At 62.7% G+C, this 14,291-nt stretch carries 16 protein-coding genes; 7 read left to right on the top strand and 9 right to left on the bottom strand.

The window, feature by feature from the left end; all coding sequences use genetic code 11:
- Positions 1 to 6 precede the first annotated feature (6 nt).
- The gene (gene dinB / locus HY247_05150) at positions 7 to 1,095 is read left to right on the top strand and encodes a DNA polymerase IV (GenBank protein ID QQG48145.1); all 1,089 of its coding nucleotides are present in this window, start codon (positions 7 to 9) and stop codon (positions 1,093 to 1,095) included.
- Here the strand turns inward: dinB and HY247_05145 are convergent.
- Positions 1,044 to 2,321 (bottom strand): MFS transporter, encoded by a 1,278-nt coding sequence (locus HY247_05145; GenBank protein QQG48144.1) that lies wholly within the window; start codon positions 2,319 to 2,321, stop codon positions 1,044 to 1,046. The genes dinB and HY247_05145 overlap by 52 nt on opposite strands.
- A 79-nt stretch (positions 2,322 to 2,400) precedes the next feature.
- Between HY247_05145 and HY247_05140 the strand changes: the two genes are divergently transcribed.
- Together HY247_05140 and HY247_05135 are read left to right on the top strand one after the other, a co-directional pair.
- A complete protein-coding gene (locus tag HY247_05140; protein QQG48143.1) occupies positions 2,401 to 4,428 on the top strand; it encodes a hydantoinase/oxoprolinase family protein in 2,028 nt (675 codons plus the stop codon).
- Positions 4,425 to 6,110 carry a hydantoinase B/oxoprolinase family protein gene (locus HY247_05135; protein QQG48142.1) on the top strand — a complete coding sequence of 562 codons (1,686 nt, stop codon included), beginning with the start codon at positions 4,425 to 4,427 and terminating at the stop codon, positions 6,108 to 6,110. The genes HY247_05140 and HY247_05135 overlap by 4 nt, the downstream gene beginning before the upstream one ends.
- Here the strand turns inward: HY247_05135 and solA are convergent.
- The gene (gene solA, locus HY247_05130; protein QQG48141.1) at positions 6,091 to 7,224 is read right to left on the bottom strand and encodes an N-methyl-L-tryptophan oxidase; all 1,134 of its coding nucleotides are present in this window, start codon (positions 7,222 to 7,224) and stop codon (positions 6,091 to 6,093) included. The genes HY247_05135 and solA overlap by 20 nt on opposite strands.
- A 168-nt stretch (positions 7,225 to 7,392) precedes the next feature.
- Between solA and HY247_05125 the strand changes: the two genes are divergently transcribed.
- Positions 7,393 to 7,938, top strand: coding sequence for a hypothetical protein (locus HY247_05125; GenBank protein QQG48140.1), 546 nt, complete (start codon positions 7,393 to 7,395; stop codon positions 7,936 to 7,938).
- Here the strand turns inward: HY247_05125 and HY247_05120 are convergent.
- Positions 7,935 to 8,129 (bottom strand): hypothetical protein, encoded by a 195-nt coding sequence (locus HY247_05120; GenBank protein ID QQG48139.1) that lies wholly within the window; start codon positions 8,127 to 8,129, stop codon positions 7,935 to 7,937. The genes HY247_05125 and HY247_05120 overlap by 4 nt on opposite strands.
- 83 nt (positions 8,130 to 8,212) lie before the next feature.
- On the opposite strand from HY247_05120, the gene HY247_05115 reads away from it, so the two are divergent.
- Positions 8,213 to 8,863 carry a class I SAM-dependent methyltransferase gene (locus HY247_05115; GenBank protein QQG48138.1) on the top strand — a complete coding sequence of 217 codons (651 nt, stop codon included), beginning with the start codon at positions 8,213 to 8,215 and terminating at the stop codon, positions 8,861 to 8,863.
- A gap of 5 nt (positions 8,864 to 8,868) precedes the next feature.
- On the opposite strand, the gene HY247_05110 is transcribed toward HY247_05115, so the two are convergent.
- Together HY247_05110 and HY247_05105 are read right to left on the bottom strand one after the other, a co-directional pair.
- The gene (locus HY247_05110; GenBank protein QQG48137.1) at positions 8,869 to 9,036 is read right to left on the bottom strand and encodes a hypothetical protein; all 168 of its coding nucleotides are present in this window, start codon (positions 9,034 to 9,036) and stop codon (positions 8,869 to 8,871) included.
- Between the two features lie 46 nt (positions 9,037 to 9,082).
- Complete coding sequence (locus tag HY247_05105; protein ID QQG48136.1) at positions 9,083 to 9,796, bottom strand: NAD(P)H-hydrate epimerase; 714 nt, start codon at positions 9,794 to 9,796, stop codon at positions 9,083 to 9,085.
- A 132-nt stretch (positions 9,797 to 9,928) separates the two neighbouring features.
- On the opposite strand from HY247_05105, the gene HY247_05100 reads away from it, so the two are divergent.
- Positions 9,929 to 10,576, top strand: coding sequence for a hypothetical protein (locus tag HY247_05100; GenBank protein QQG48135.1), 648 nt, complete (start codon positions 9,929 to 9,931; stop codon positions 10,574 to 10,576).
- Between the two features lie 75 nt (positions 10,577 to 10,651).
- A complete protein-coding gene (locus tag HY247_05095; protein ID QQG48134.1) occupies positions 10,652 to 11,770 on the top strand; it encodes a CAP domain-containing protein in 1,119 nt (372 codons plus the stop codon).
- Here HY247_05095 and HY247_05090 read toward each other — a convergent pair whose 3' ends face one another.
- From HY247_05090 to HY247_05075, 4 genes are all read right to left on the bottom strand, one after another.
- Positions 11,771 to 12,217 carry an HIT domain-containing protein gene (locus tag HY247_05090; protein ID QQG48133.1) on the bottom strand — a complete coding sequence of 149 codons (447 nt, stop codon included), beginning with the start codon at positions 12,215 to 12,217 and terminating at the stop codon, positions 11,771 to 11,773. It lies immediately after the preceding gene.
- Between the two features lie 220 nt (positions 12,218 to 12,437).
- Complete coding sequence (locus HY247_05085; protein ID QQG48132.1) at positions 12,438 to 12,806, bottom strand: hypothetical protein; 369 nt, start codon at positions 12,804 to 12,806, stop codon at positions 12,438 to 12,440.
- Positions 12,807 to 13,018: 212 nt separating this feature from the next.
- Positions 13,019 to 13,717 (bottom strand): DUF4430 domain-containing protein, encoded by a 699-nt coding sequence (locus HY247_05080; protein ID QQG48131.1) that lies wholly within the window; start codon positions 13,715 to 13,717, stop codon positions 13,019 to 13,021.
- A gap of 1 nt (position 13,718) precedes the next feature.
- On the bottom strand, positions 13,719 to 14,267 hold the full coding sequence (locus HY247_05075) for a hypothetical protein (protein ID QQG48130.1): 549 nt from the start codon (positions 14,265 to 14,267) through the stop codon (positions 13,719 to 13,721).
- Positions 14,268 to 14,291: the final 24 nt, after the last annotated feature.

Genomic DNA, 14,291 nt, shown 5'->3' with positions numbered 1-14,291 from the left:
TGAACAATGCCAGCGCGCAGGGCCGTCCTCCACGTCGACCTCGACGCATTCTACGTCTCGGCCGAGGTCCGCGAACACCCCGAGCTGAAGGGCCTTCCGGTCGTCGTGGGCGCGGACCCGGAGAGCGGAAAGGGCCGCGGGGTAGTCGTCGCCTGTTCCTACGAAGCACGGAAGTTCGGCCTTCGCTCCGGGATGCCAATCTCCCAGGCATACCGCCTCTGTCCGCAGGCGAAGTACCTGCCTCCGGATTGGGGCCTCTACGAGCGCGTCTCGGACGAAGTGATGAAGACCCTCAAGACCTTCGCCGACGCCTTCGAGCAGTCGAGCATCGACGAGGCTTTCCTGGACGTCTCACAAAGGGCCCCAGGCCAATCGGCTGCGAAGGCCCTCGCCCTTGAAGTGAAGAAGGCGGTCAAAGAGAGGAACGGCCTTACCTGTTCCATCGGGGTCGCACCAAACAAGTCCGCAGCCAAGATCGCCTCCGACAGGAACAAGCCCGACGGCCTGACGGTGGTACCTTTCGACGACGTCCGTGGCTACCTCGCCCCCCTCGACGCTCGCGTCGTCCCCGGGATAGGCAGCAAGACCAGCGAGTTTCTCAGGAGCAAGGGGATCGAAAGGATCGGCCAGCTCCAGGAGGTGGGGGGACGGCAGCTCCTGGAATGGTTCGGCAAGAACGGCGTCTGGCTCTGGGGGGTCGTCCAGGGCGAGGAAAGGACGGAGGTCCGCCAGCAGGAGACCCCCAAATCTTTGAGCGTGGAGAGGACCTTCAAGGAGGACACCGCGGACTTCAAGACGGTAAGGCAGGCCGCCTCGGACGCCTCGTCGGAGCTGATCCGGAGGGTCCGCTCCTCCGGGCTGACCTACAGGGTCGGAGGGATCAAGATCAGGTTCAAGGGCTTCGAAACCCACACCAGGGAGAAGACTCTGGTGAGCAACACCGACGGAGAGGACGCACTTCAGGAGGTCGTAGGGCGCCTCTTGGACGAGTTCGAGAAGACGTCACGGCCGGTGCGCCTAATCGGCGTAAGGGTCTCCGGGATTCAGCGGGGCTCTTCCGGGCCTTCGAGGCTCGACGACTGGGCCAAGACCTGAGCGCTCCGCATCGACTCCTCGGGAAGCTTGGCATTCTTGAACATGAACCAGAACAACGAAATCGCGACCACGTAGAGGACAGTCGCAATGTAGAACGGCAGGGCCACGAGCCCGGCCCCAATCAGCGCTGCCCCCACGAAGCTGCTGAGGGCGTTGGGGAGCCTCCAGAGAGAGGCGGCGACCCCGGAGGCAGCTCCCCGCTCGTCCGGCGAGACCAGGCCCATCAACAGCGACTGCCCGAGGGGGTTCGAGAGGTTCATGAGGAAGACCCTGATCGAGTAGACGGCCCCCGCGATCGCGAAGGTGGGGGACGACGGGACCAGAAGCATGAAGGCAGTGGCCAGCGCCTGCGACGCCACTATCGCTTTCACCATCCCAATGCGCCTCGCGAACCTGGGTGCTAGGAGGATCGCCGCCGAGGTCAGGACCGCAGACCCTGCAAGGACCGGCCCGCTCACCACGTCGGTGACCCCATAGGCAGCGTGGAACCACGCGGTCATCAGGGGGACGAAGAGGCCCGCTCCCAGCGCGAGCGTCACGCTATAGAAGCTGAACCTGACGAGCACATCCTTCGACTTCTTCGGGAAGAATCCCTTCCTCGGTTCTGCGGGGGCGACCTTCCCCTCGTGGACCTTGAACATCAGGGGCGTCACCGAGAGGCCGAGGAGCGCGACCACTACGTACAGGGCCACGTGAGCCTGCCTCTCGTCGAACCCTAGGACCTGAATCGCGGCGACCGATGATATCGAGAGCGCACCGATGGCCCCCGAGGTCCAGCCCAGGAACGCGACGAGGGCGAAGGCTGAGGTCCTCTTTGCGTCGCCCGCGCGGTCGGCGACCAGGGCCCCAAAGGAGACCGCGAATGCCGCCTCCCCGACCCCTTCGAGGACGGCCGCGGCGAGAAGCAGCGGGATCGAAGTGGTAAGGGCGAACCCCATCAGGCTCACGCCGGCCAAGAGGTTGCCCAGGACCAGGAGCCTCCTCCGTCCATACCTGTCCGCGACGATCCCCAGTGGGACGCTGCTGACCACGAGCGTGGCCGCCATCGTCCCCACGACTATGCCCATCCAGAAGAAGGCCGAGTCGTGAGGCAGGTAGGAGAGAGCGAGATTCGGAAGAAAGTAGGAAAGGTCCGTGTAGATGAAGCCGAGCGAGATCCCCGGCAGGAAGCTGAGGTAGATGAGGAACCGAGCCTCCCATGGTATCCCCCGAAAGTCCTCCAGCATTGCCTCCCGTTCCGTCCATAGCCTGTGGGTATAAACCAACCACAGCAGCCGACCAACTGTTAATTACGCTCGGGGACTCTTGCCGTCCCGCGTGGGCAACTCCTCCCCGGTCTCCGTGGGGGTCGACGTCGGCGGGACCTTCACCGACATAGTCTCTTTCGACTCCCGTAGCGGCCTCCTCTCAGTCCTGAAGTTCCCCACCGCAGTGAGCCCGCCCGCCTCCATAGTGCGAGGTGTCCTGAGACTCAATCCCAGACCGTCAGAGCTCGCTCTGATCTCCCACGCCACCACCCTCGCGACCAACGCCCTCCTCACCAAGACGAGACTCGGGCGCGCTGCGCTCATCACCAACGAAGGCTTCAGGGACATCCTGGAGATCGGCAGACAGCGGCGCCCTGAGCTGTACAATCTGGACACGAGGCGCCCGCCCCCACTGATCCGTAGGAGCGACAGGTACACAGTTCCCGGGAGGATAAGTGCCGACGGCAGGGAGCTCCTCCCGCTCGACCCTCGCCTGGCCAGCTCAGTCTCAAGGTCGATTACGAGAGGGCGATACGGCTCGGTAGCGATATGCTTCCTGAACTCCTATGCCAACTCCTCGCACGAGCTCAGGATGAAGCAGGCCCTCCGAACATCCGGATTCGCAGGCCACGTCAGCATCTCCAGCGAAGTCGACAACGGGTACCGGGAATTCGAACGGACCAGCACCACCACAGTCAACGCGGTCCTCGCCCCCCTCATGGAGTCCTACATTCAGAAACTCGCCACTTCGCTGAGGCGGGCAAAGGTCACCGCTCCGCTCTACCTGATGAACTCAGACGGCGGCGCGACCACTCCAAATCTCGCCTCTTCGATGCCCGTCCACGGAATCGAGAGCGGCCCCGCTGCCGGCGTGGTCGCCTGCAAACAGCTCGCCCGGCACCTCTCCGAGCCCAACGTCCTGACCTTCGACATGGGCGGCACGACCGCCAAAGCCGGGGCCATAGTGGGCGGCGAGGCTGAGGTCGCCCGGGAGTTCGAAGCGGCGGGACGCTCACACAGCGGGAGGTCAATCAGGGGCAGCGGTTACTCGGTGAGGGGACCCTTCATCGACCTCGCGGAGGTCAGCGCCGGCGGAGGAACGGTCCTCTGGGCTGACGAGTCCGGACAGCTCTCGGTGGGGCCGCGCAGCGCGGGTTCCCAGCCGGGCCCTGCCTGCTACGGAAGAGGCGGCGCTGAACCAACCATCACCGACGCGAACGTCCTGCTCGGGAGGCTCAACCCGGTCTCACTCTTGAGCGGGTCGATGCCGATCAGGTTCGACTTGGCCGAGAGGGCCCTCAGCCAGCTCTGCAAGACTCTCGGGACGGCCGCCGAGGATGTCGCGATTGGGGCACTCAGGCTGGTCAACGCGGACATGGCTAGGGCGATTTCGATGGTCAGCGTCGAAAGAGGCAGGGACCCTAGGGACTTCGTCCTCTTCGCCTTCGGCGGAGCGGGCCCAGCGCACGCCTGCGACCTGGCTGAAGAGCTGGGCATCAGGGCCATAGTGGTCCCCGCCCATGCGGGACTCTTTTCCGCGCACGGTCTGCTCTCCGGAGACCTGACAAGGACCTTCTCCGCATCCGCCCGAACAGGCGCCCTCCAACCCCAGTTCGCAGCACTTGAAATGAAGGTCAGGGCCGCAATGAAGAAGGAAGGATTCCCCGAGTTCTCTTTGCTGAGGTACGCAGAGGCAAGATACGAAGGACAGTCCCACGAACTTCTCCTGAAATTCCGGGGCGACAACGCCTTCAGGAAGGACTTTAGCTCTAGGCACCGCCAGCTCTATGACTACTCGACAAGAGACGTGGTCGAAGTGGTCAACCTCCACGTGAGGGCATCGGTCAGGCTTTCGGCCCATCCTATCCCCACGCAACAGACGAGGGGGCGGCCTGGGCACCCATCGCGTCGCCGCGCATGGATTGGTGGAGAGCATCAGGCTGTTCCTGTGCTGACCAGGGAGACAATCCAGTCGGGCAGAAGGGGCAGAGGGCCCTGCATCATCGAGGAGTACGACTCGACACTAGTAGTCAATCCGGGCTGGAGGTGGCGCGCCGAAGAGTATGGGACGAGGCTCGAGAGATGAAGCGCGACGCAGTGACTCTGAAGCTGATCAACGAGGCGCTACGCTACTCGAGCGAAGAGATGGGACTTGCACTCAGGGACGCTTCCTACTCGCCGAACATCAAGGAGAGGATGGACCACTCGGCCGCAGTCTTCGACGAGCGAGGAAGGCTCCTGGCGCAGGCGGAGCACATCCCGGTGCACCTCGGCTCCCTTCCGTGGGGCCTCTCGAAACTCATCGGCGCTTGCGAACGCTCTGGCCTGGACTTCGAGCCTGGCTCCATGCTCGTGTCCAACAACCCGTACATCACTGGGACGCACCTCAACGACATCACTGTCATGGCTCCCATCCACCACGGCGCCCAGCTCGTCGGCTTCGCGGTCAACAAGGCCCACCACTCTGACGTCGGTGGGAAGGTTCCGGGAAGCATCTCGACGGACGCGCGGACCCTTCAGGAGGAAGGCCTGGTCCTCGAGCCGTGCTACCTTCGCAGAGGGCGCCGCTTCGTAGAATCCACTGTCACCCGCGTCGCCTCCGGCTCCAGAACGCCGCGCGAGAGGAAGGGCGATCTCCGAGCCCAGGCGGCAGCCAACTCCACAGGAGAGAAGAGGGTCCTCTCGCTCGTATCGAAGTATGGGCTAGATGACTTCCGCGCCGCGGCGCGAACGGCTTTCAGGAGCTCTGAAGCCCTAACCAGGAAGAGGCTCGCACGCTTTGGAGAAGGTACCTACTCCGCCTCCGACTATCTCGAGGCCCCTGACGGCTCGGACCTCGTCCTCAAGGCGAAGGTGGTCATCAGCGGCTCTGGCGTGCTCGTGGACTACTCGGGCTCCCACAAGCAGGTCGACTACCCCCTCAACGCTGTCTTCGGGGTCACCATCTCAGGCGCGTACTTCGTCCTCCGATGTCTGCTAGGGGACGACATACCTGCCAACCACGGGGCCTTCGCCCCAGTGGAGGTCAGAGCGCCCGTCGGGTCGATCCTCAACCCCACCTCCCCCCATCCGGTCGGCGGTGGCAACGTCGAGACGAGCCAGCGCAACGCCGACGTGGTCTTCCGCGCCCTAGCCAAAGCCGCCCCAGGCCGGGTTCCCGCTGCGGCAGGAGGGTCAATGAACAACGTCATGGTCGGAGGGCGATGGCGCGGCCGCCAGTGGGCCTTCTACGAGACGATCGGGGTCGGGCTCGGAGGGAGTCGACGCGCCGACGGCATCGACGGAATCCAGTGCAACATGACGAACACCCTCAACACCCCGATCGAGGAGCTCGAGCGCTCCTTCCCGGTGTTGATGACCAAGTACGAGTTCAGGCCCGACAGTTCAGGCCCCGGTGCGCACCGGGGTGGGTCTGGGATTGTTCGTGGTTACAGGATGCTCGCCGGCACGACCTTCACTGCGCTCGCAGACAGGGGGACCCACCCTCCATGGGGCCTTGAGGGCGGGCTCCCGGGAAGAGTCACCGAGCTCTTCGTATCTCGCCGCGGCTCGAAGGAGAAGGTCCCCGTCAAGGTAACTCTCGCCCTCAGGCCCGGAGACGAGGTCGAAGTCAGGACGGCTGGCGGAGGGGGATTCGGGGATCCAGACAAGAGGGGGACGCTCGAAGTGTCGGGAGACATCCAAGCCGGGCTCGTCTCGTCCGAGGAAGCGAGGAAGCACTACAGACTCGGACGAACCAAAGATGTGCCTAGGCGTGAACGGCCCTAAACCGGCTGAGACTCAGCCACGACACGTCTACCTGGGTCTTCTTCCCTTCGACCATGTCCGCGACCACCTCTCCAAGGACACTTGCGAACTTGAACCCGTGCCCCGAGCACGCGCTGACGACTACGACCTTCCCCTCCTCGGGGTGCGGTCCTATGGCGAAGTTCAGGTCCGGGGTGTTGGTGTAAAGGCAGACAGTAGAGTCGATCGGCTTCCTCCCGAGCTTGGGCAACCTCCTTCCTACGAACGCCTCGACGGGGGCGATGTCATCCTTGGTAACTGTCCTGCTCACCGAGTCTGGGTTCACAATAGCTCCAGCGTGCGTCCTCGCTGCTTTGACTCCGTGCCCGACCTCGGGTAGTCCATAGAAGAACTTCCCTGCCTCCTCTTCCATGATGAAGACCGGCATCGACTCCGGCGAGAAGATGCCCTGCTTCTTCGATGAGAACCATATGGGGACTTGCCTCTCCACCTTCAGCGGGACCGCCCCCGGGAAGAGTTCGCTTGTCCACGGTCCCGCGCACGAAACGACCCTCTGAGCGAGGAATGTCTCTCCAGAGGCCTCCACCTCTACCCCTTCTGGCGTGGGCTTCCAGCCCGTCACTTCGGCCAGATGCTCGAAGTCGCAGCCCGCGTCCGCCGCCAGCCCAGTGAAGGCCTCGAGGCACTCCTCGGTGTAGAGGATCCCGGCGCTCTCCTCGTAGACCGCCTTCAACTCCTCCGAGAGCTTGATCGCAGGGAACCTCGACTCCGCCTCCTTGGTGGAGAGGACTTCGTGCTCCAGTCCGTGGGCCCTGGCCGTCTTCAAGACGCCAGAAACCAGCTCCCCTTCCTCCCTCCCGGCCATCAGCCCTCCGGTCATCTCCATCAGGCGCCTGCCGGACTTCTCTTGGACCTCGGCCCACGCGTCAAAGGCCCTCCTCAGCAGGGGGACGTACCTCTCGTCCTCGTAGTAGGCGAGCCTGATTATCCTGGTCTTCCCGTGAGAAGAGCCCATCTCATGATTCAGCGGATACCTGTCCAAGGTCACCGTCTTGATACCTCTGGAGGCGAGGTTGTAGCTGACCGCCGACCCCATGACGCCGCACCCGATCACGACCGCATCGTACCGGCGCATGTGCCCGCGGCAACTGTGGACGTTATGAAAGTTTGCGACTAGACCTGGGAACTTCTCTTCCCTGCAGCCCGGGCTTGATTCGGGCCACGTAACAGCCTCGGCAGGCCTCGCACTCGGCGGTTAGTCGTATAACTAGCGTTAAATATTGACCTAGAAAACCCCTCCAAGTTGGCAGACTCCAGGAAGATTGCAACCGCTTCGCTGTTCGGCGTGATAATCGCGATCGTCAAGGGGCCGATCCTGCCCCCTCCAACCGGGGACCTCCTCATCGTCGTGGAGGCGACGCTCCTCGCGCTGAGTTTCATCCTCCTTGGGGTCGGAGGCGCGACCCTTACCGCCGCGGTCGCAGGCCTTCTGATCAACATCCTAGAGCCACAGTACTCGTTCTATCCCTTCGCCCTGGCAGTCCTCTATGGGGCGCTAACGGACGCCCTCTGCTCGGGCCTCAAGGTCAGGTCCGGCGAGGCGGTCAGCTCCAAGCGTGCCGCGATCGCAATGACGATCTCGAGCACCATCGTGGGCCCGGTGGCGTACTACGCGACAGTATACGTGACTCCAATCCTTCCCAACGACCCGGCAATCTACGGAACCATAGTAGTCGTCGGTGTCATCAGCGGCGCCATCGGAGGGCTTCTCGCAGTCCGCCTCTGGAACAGGAACCTATCTGCCCGGTTCAAGGCGGTTTCGCAGCCGCCAGCGCAGCCAACCGCCTAGCTCTTAGCGTCCCGCCTTCTCCCGAGTCTGTAGAGCAGGACATACAGGACAACTCCCAGTGTTACGAAAGCCAGTCCCGCGATCGTGTTCGCCTCCGTGCCCCCAACCAAACCTGCGATGACCATGAATATTCCCACCGCGACTATCAAGACCGAGGACACCTTCGAGACCGGGCTCACTCTTGCGGACACGAACGGCACCTGCCGGATAACCCAAGATAAACGCCCTCCCAATGACGAGAACTGTTAACTCACTCATCCGAGTCGCCTCCTAGGTGGCGACAGACACCAGCGGAATCACCTGCTGCTTCGACGAAGAGAGCGAGAGGATGCTCGAGGACTATCGGAGGAGGGGCCTGGGGTCGACCTCCAAGACCATTTTGGCTGCGCTCAGGGAGCGAGGCCTCGCCGGTTCCAGTACTCTGGAGCTAGGTTGCGGTGTTGGCGCGCTAACTCTCGAATTCCTCAAGGCAGGGGCCTCCAAGGCAAAGGGGGTCGACCTCTCTTCGGCGATGGTACGCACCGCGCGCTCGCTTGTCCAAGACGCAGGCCACTCGGGATCAGCCCAGTTTGTTCACGGAGACGGGGCCCTGCTATCCCTCGAACGGTCAGACTTCGTGGTGCTCGACACGGTTCTCTGTTGCTACCCTGACGTCCAAGGGCTCATCGAGAACTCCAGCGCCGCCGCCTCCCGGTTCTACGCGATTTCGATCCCCGACGATCGCCGCATCCTCACAAGAGTTCTCAAGGTCTTCCTACCCCTGCAGAAGATCTTCCTCAGGCGCCGCGGGTTCAGGTTCTACGTCCATCCAGTAGAGAAGGTGCTCTCGCTCCTGAGCCAGAAAGGGTTCGCGCCGGTCTTCGAGTCGAGGGCAGGCAGGGTATGGTGCGTCTTCGTCTTCAACCCGCCGCAGTCCGCACCCTGACCGCCTCAGTTTCTCTTTGACTCTTCCTTGAGGAGCCTGAAGAGCCTGAACTTGTCCGCTTCTCCCGGAGTCAAAGCGTAGCCGCAGAACCTGCACCTGACTCCCTCCGGATGCTCCCTGAGCTCAAAGCGATGGCACTTCGGACATCCCATGTCCTCCTCCGCCGACTTCATGCCTCTCCGCTGGCCGTTGAGTTGAAAAGCGTTGTATCGGGCCGGCCTACCAGAGTCTTAGGAGCCGCTTCCCATCGAACGGAGAACCTCTCATCCCGACCCTCCTGTACGCCTCCTCTGGCAGTGAGATGTCGACCAGGTAGAGGTCCCCCACGACGCCCGCCTCCTTCGCCTCGAGGAGCCCTACCTTCGGCAGCCCGAACGTCGCGGTCGCGCTTGCGACCACGCATGGCTCTCCGCGCCCTCCCGATGTCGAGTCTAACCCCGAGGGAACATCGAGCGCAAGAATCCTCGACCCTGATGCGCCCGCCTCCCTGACCAGCTTCGCGACAGCTTCTCTCGGGTCTCCCCTCGCATTGTACCCCAGAAGCGCGTCCACAATGAGGTCAGGCTCCCCCAAGGCCCTAGCTTGCCCGAAGACCTCGACCCCGGCCCCCTCAGCCAGTGCCAGCTGCTTCGACGGCGCCTCCCTGAGGGACGCCCTCCCCACACCAAGAATCACCTCGACCGCGGCGCCCCATCCTTTCAGAACCCGGGCCACCACAAGCCCGTCCCCTCCATTGTTCCCCTTCCCCGCCAGAACGGAGACGGCGCGCCCCCGGACCTCGCCTCCGAGCATCAACTTCGCCACCTCGGCCGCGCCCTCCCCAGCCCTTTGCATCAACGTGGGCACTCCAATCCCGAACTCCTCGACAGCTTCCCTGTCCACCTCCGCCATCTCGGCGGCAGTCAGGTACGCTATGCCCTCCGCTATCCTCAATTTACAGCGCCGTCCCTGCTATTCTTCAAGCCCAGACCTCCTCCAAGACCTCGCGTCAAAATATTTTGCCCAAACTGGCATCTGGTTTTGAGCCCGCGAAATATAGGAAGTTCGAGCATCCGACGAGACATCATGGGATTTGCAAACAAGTGGGAGAAGAAGGAACAAGGTCCGGGCATTATCGACAGGCTCAAGGACTCGGTACGCCCTCCCACGCCTCTCAAGCCGCAGATCGACCAGGCTAATCGGCAGATCCGCGTCCTGATTTCGCAGCTCGACAGCACAGTCAACCGGATAAAACAGCGCGACTCCGTCATATTCCGGGGAGTCGTCACCTCTCTCGCAAAGCACGACACCGCGCACGCGGCGGTCTACGCGAACGAGCTCACCGAGGTACGCAAGATGGGCAAGGTCGTGACTCAGGCCCAGCTCGCCCTTGAGCAGATCTCCCTGCGCCTCGGCACGATCACGGACCTTGGCGAGATCGCCTCAACCCTGGCCCCCGCCGTGTCGGTGATCAGGAGCATGAAAGAGAGTCTCCAGGTCGCGCTCCCCGAAGCGGACAAGGAGATCGGAGAGATATCCGGGCTCCTGAGCAGCGTCCTGATCGACGCCGGGACCACCGGCGGCCTCTCTCTGAACTTCGACGTGGCCAACGAAGATGCGCAGAAGGTCATGGAGGAGGCAGCGGCGGTCGCCGAGCAAAGGATGCGGGACAGCTTCCCCGAGTTACCTGCCGAGGTCCTTGCCGCCAGAGAAACCGAAGACCTCTCAGCATAGGGCCCCTCCGTTCGACGGGTTTGAACGTCGGCCGCGCGCTATTCGCTTAATATCGTGGCCGACGGCGTCTCTACAATGCTCATCGAGGCGAGGCGCTCCTCCCCGTCATCAGTGGTCCCTGCCGAGCCGAAGCGCCAGGGCGCCTCCGGAGTCGTCCTCGGCCTTCTCCTGGTGGTCGTCCTCCTGGTCGCCGCCTTCGTAGCGCTCTCCCCCGACGCCGAGTCGGGCCTCAGGTCGGCAGAACAGTCGGCCTCCTCTTTCCTGTCCTCGATCTTCGGCGGCCTCGGGATCACGGCACGGCCTCCCCTGAACTACACCATCTACTCGCCCCTGATCGGGAACGGGTCGGCGAAGATCTCCTACCCGCCGGACTACGACACGCTGGCCGCCTACGCCCTCTCGCTGATCAACCAGGACAGGCCGGGCCTTCAGGCCGTGTCCCTAAGCCCCAACCCCGTGGCCCAGCAGCACGCAAACTCGATGCTCAGGTACGGATACTTCAGCCACTACGACACTCAGGGCTACTCTCCCTACATGAGATACTCGCTCCTCGGCGGCAAGGGGGCGGTCGGGGAGAACGTAGCCTACGACCGGGCAAGCGGCCCGATCTTCTACACCACTTCGGAGGTAGAGGGAGCGATCCGGACCCTCGAATACCAGATGATGAACAACGACTCTCAGTGCTGCAACAACGGGCACAGGATCAACATCCTGAACCCCTTGCACAACAGGGTCTCCATAGGGGTGGCCTACGACGGCACGGTGGTCTACTTCGTCGAGGACTTTGAAAACTACTACATCGCTTTGACGATTTCCGTCTCCAGCACATACGACGTCTCAATCGCCGGGACGACCCTCCAAGCCTTCACCGCGCCCAAGGCGGTCTACATCACCTATGACTCGCCCCCGACGGCCGAGACCCCCGCCCAGCTCAACGCTGGCCCGCACGAATACGGCCCTGGCACCCTGACGGGCGGGGTTCTCCAACCCTGCTCCTTCGGCTGTCCCTCCTTCCAGTCAGGCATCACAGTCTATGCCGACACCTGGAAGTTCACCTCAACCCAGGACGCGCTCGCCTTCTCCCTTCACGACTTCATCCAGCACTACGGAGCAGGCGTGTACACGATCTACGCAGTCACAGGTTCTGACACCGGCACCGCGATAACTTCAATCTCAGTCTTCGTCACAGGTTAGCTAGCGCTTCGGCATCTCCGCTCGTATGGCCTCGGCCGCCTCCCCCATCTCTTCAGGAGAGAAGCGTCTCCGGTCGGCGAACTTCCCCTTGTCCTCCATCTTGACGGGTATGACGTGCACATGGACGTGCGCGACCACCTGATTGGCCGCCTCACCGTTGTTCTGCACGAACCTGAAACCGTCCGCGCCGGTCGAGGCGACGACCGCCCTCGAGACCCTCGACGCGACTTTGAAGAGCTCGGCGATCTCCGCCTCGTTCATGTCCCAGATCGTCTCTCCATGCTGCTTCGGACAGACGAGCGTGTGTCCCCTTGAGAAGGGGAACGCGTCCAGGAAGGCGATGTGCTTCTCGTCCTCGTAGATGATGTGCGAGGCCTCTTTTCTCGAGACAATCTTACAGAAGATGCACGCGTCGGGGCCGCTAGGAGAGCTGAACGCGATCTTCATTTCTCGGCCCCCACATCCGAGGCTTCATCCCTAAACCTTTGCCCCGCCCTAAAATACCACCCCAGTCCGAACGGCTGGGATGATCTGCGACAGATGCCACGCTGGGCAAATGCTCGAATACGAGAGGACCGTGGGCTCTGGAGAAAGGACTGCAAAGATCCGGGGTACCAGGTGCGAGCGATGTGGCTACGTAGACCTCGACGATGACGAGGACATCTGGTCAGCCGTCGGTCTTTGACGCCCACTCGGCAGCCGCGCTCCTATAAGCCGCGATGAAGCCGTTCGCAAATAGGTCAGCCTGCCTCTCAGTCCCCTTGTGAGTCCCGCCGATCGTCCTAAGGTGGTGATAGAACTCATGAACTATCACGAACGGGTCGTACAGGTACTCCCTGTTGGCTGCGAGAATCTCCCTCCTTCTACCCGAGTATACCGCAGCGATCCCCTTGGTCTTCCCCTCGGTCACGCCGACCCCGAGCCTGGGCACGGTCACTTTGTACCACTTGCTCAGGACCTCGATGGCCTCCTCCGGGCGCCGCTCCAGGACGAGTGCGACTACCAGGGCTTTCATCCTCTCCTCCTGACCCGCCAACTCGATGGACGCGGCCGCTACTCGGCACTTAAGCACGCAGCCAGTTGAGCAGAAGGTCAGAAATCCTTGATTCCCATCTTCAACTGCGCCAGCCTGCCATGTAGCGTCCATGACTCGACGCAGGCACATCCGGCTCAACGGCCCGAGGAGCACCAGATTCAGAGGCGCTCCCTCGCTCTTCTACGGGCGATAGACCACTAGGCGCTAGTCCGTCACGGCCGAGAGCACGTAGGGACGAAGGTGTTCGGATCGTATCCGCAGTAGGCCCAGGCGAAGACCGTCCCGTTGGCGAGCTGTACCTGGTCGGCCCCCAGGGTCGAACTCTGCCACCCCTTCGCTGAGTTCCACGTCCAGAGAGTCCATGACTTGTCGTTCGCATAATCGTTTTCGACCCCTCCAATCCCGTTGATGAAGTGCTCTCCGTACTGCGGATACCAGGTCGCATCCACCCTGCCGCCGACGAAGACCAAAGTGGCTACGTACCCGTCCCATCCCGGCTGAATCGACGTGTCGTTGTACCACCTTGACGTGCCGTTCCCAAAGTCCAGGAGCATCCTGACCTGGTAGACCAGCGGCTTCCCTCCCTGAGCGCTTGCGAGCTCCTTGTATGACGCCCAGAGAGTAGCGAGTGCCCTGCTTGCGTTCACGTAGGCGGGGGTGCTGGTGTTCAGGTTCGCGACCGCCTTCGCAAGCAGCGACAGGGTCGTGTTGTAGTCGCGCAAGGAAGTTCTGTAGTCAGTCGCCAGCGAATTGTACTTCGCAAGTGCTACGCTCAGCTCGCCTGCCCGCTGTTCCGACGCAGAGGCCTGGGCCTGGTAAAGTGCGTAGTACTGGACCGCGAGCGTGGACGTGAGCAGTATCCCAGCCACCATCACCACTACGACCCCATACAGCAGTCCCTTCCCCGCCATGTCAGGGCCCGGCCTCCCTCGTCCTCGGAACCACCATCAGGATCGCGGGTATCAAGACCATCCCCAGGACGAAGTCAGCGGCCTCGTGTACAACCGCGAACGGGATCCCGCTCAGCTCCCAAGCCCCAACGGACTGCAGAGTCACAGTTGGCCAGCCTGCTATCAGGGCCGTGGCCGCGTTCGTCTCGAAGTCCCAGACGAAGGCGCAGATCAGCATCAGCGCCCCGATGAAGATAGCATTTGGAGAGAGGAGTTTCGACCGGTCCCCCCACGCCTTCGAAGCCCACCAACCGGCAAGGACGAAGAGGAGCTCTCCCCCTACCAGGAAAGGAGTAATCACGCCCGCGGCCCCGATGGGACTGACATAGCTCCAAGTCGTCTCAGAGATGACCGCCACACCGACGCTCGCCCTTGCTCCGAAGGCGAAAGCCACGAAGAAGACCAGGGTGTCCATCAGCTTTATGCCATAGAGCGGATAGAGAGCAAAGTCGGAGCCTACGACGAGGGCTGAAAATATCCCCACTACCGCAACATCCTGCGCCCTCCTCACGCTGGCTGGATAATCCAGCCAGCC

This window comes from archaeon (assembly GCA_016432545.1).
Taxonomy (GTDB): domain Archaea; phylum Thermoproteota; class Nitrososphaeria; order Nitrososphaerales; family Gagatemarchaeaceae; genus UBA183.
The sequence above is the reverse complement of the archived record's forward strand: the minus strand, read 5'-3'. Positions and strand labels throughout refer to the sequence as shown.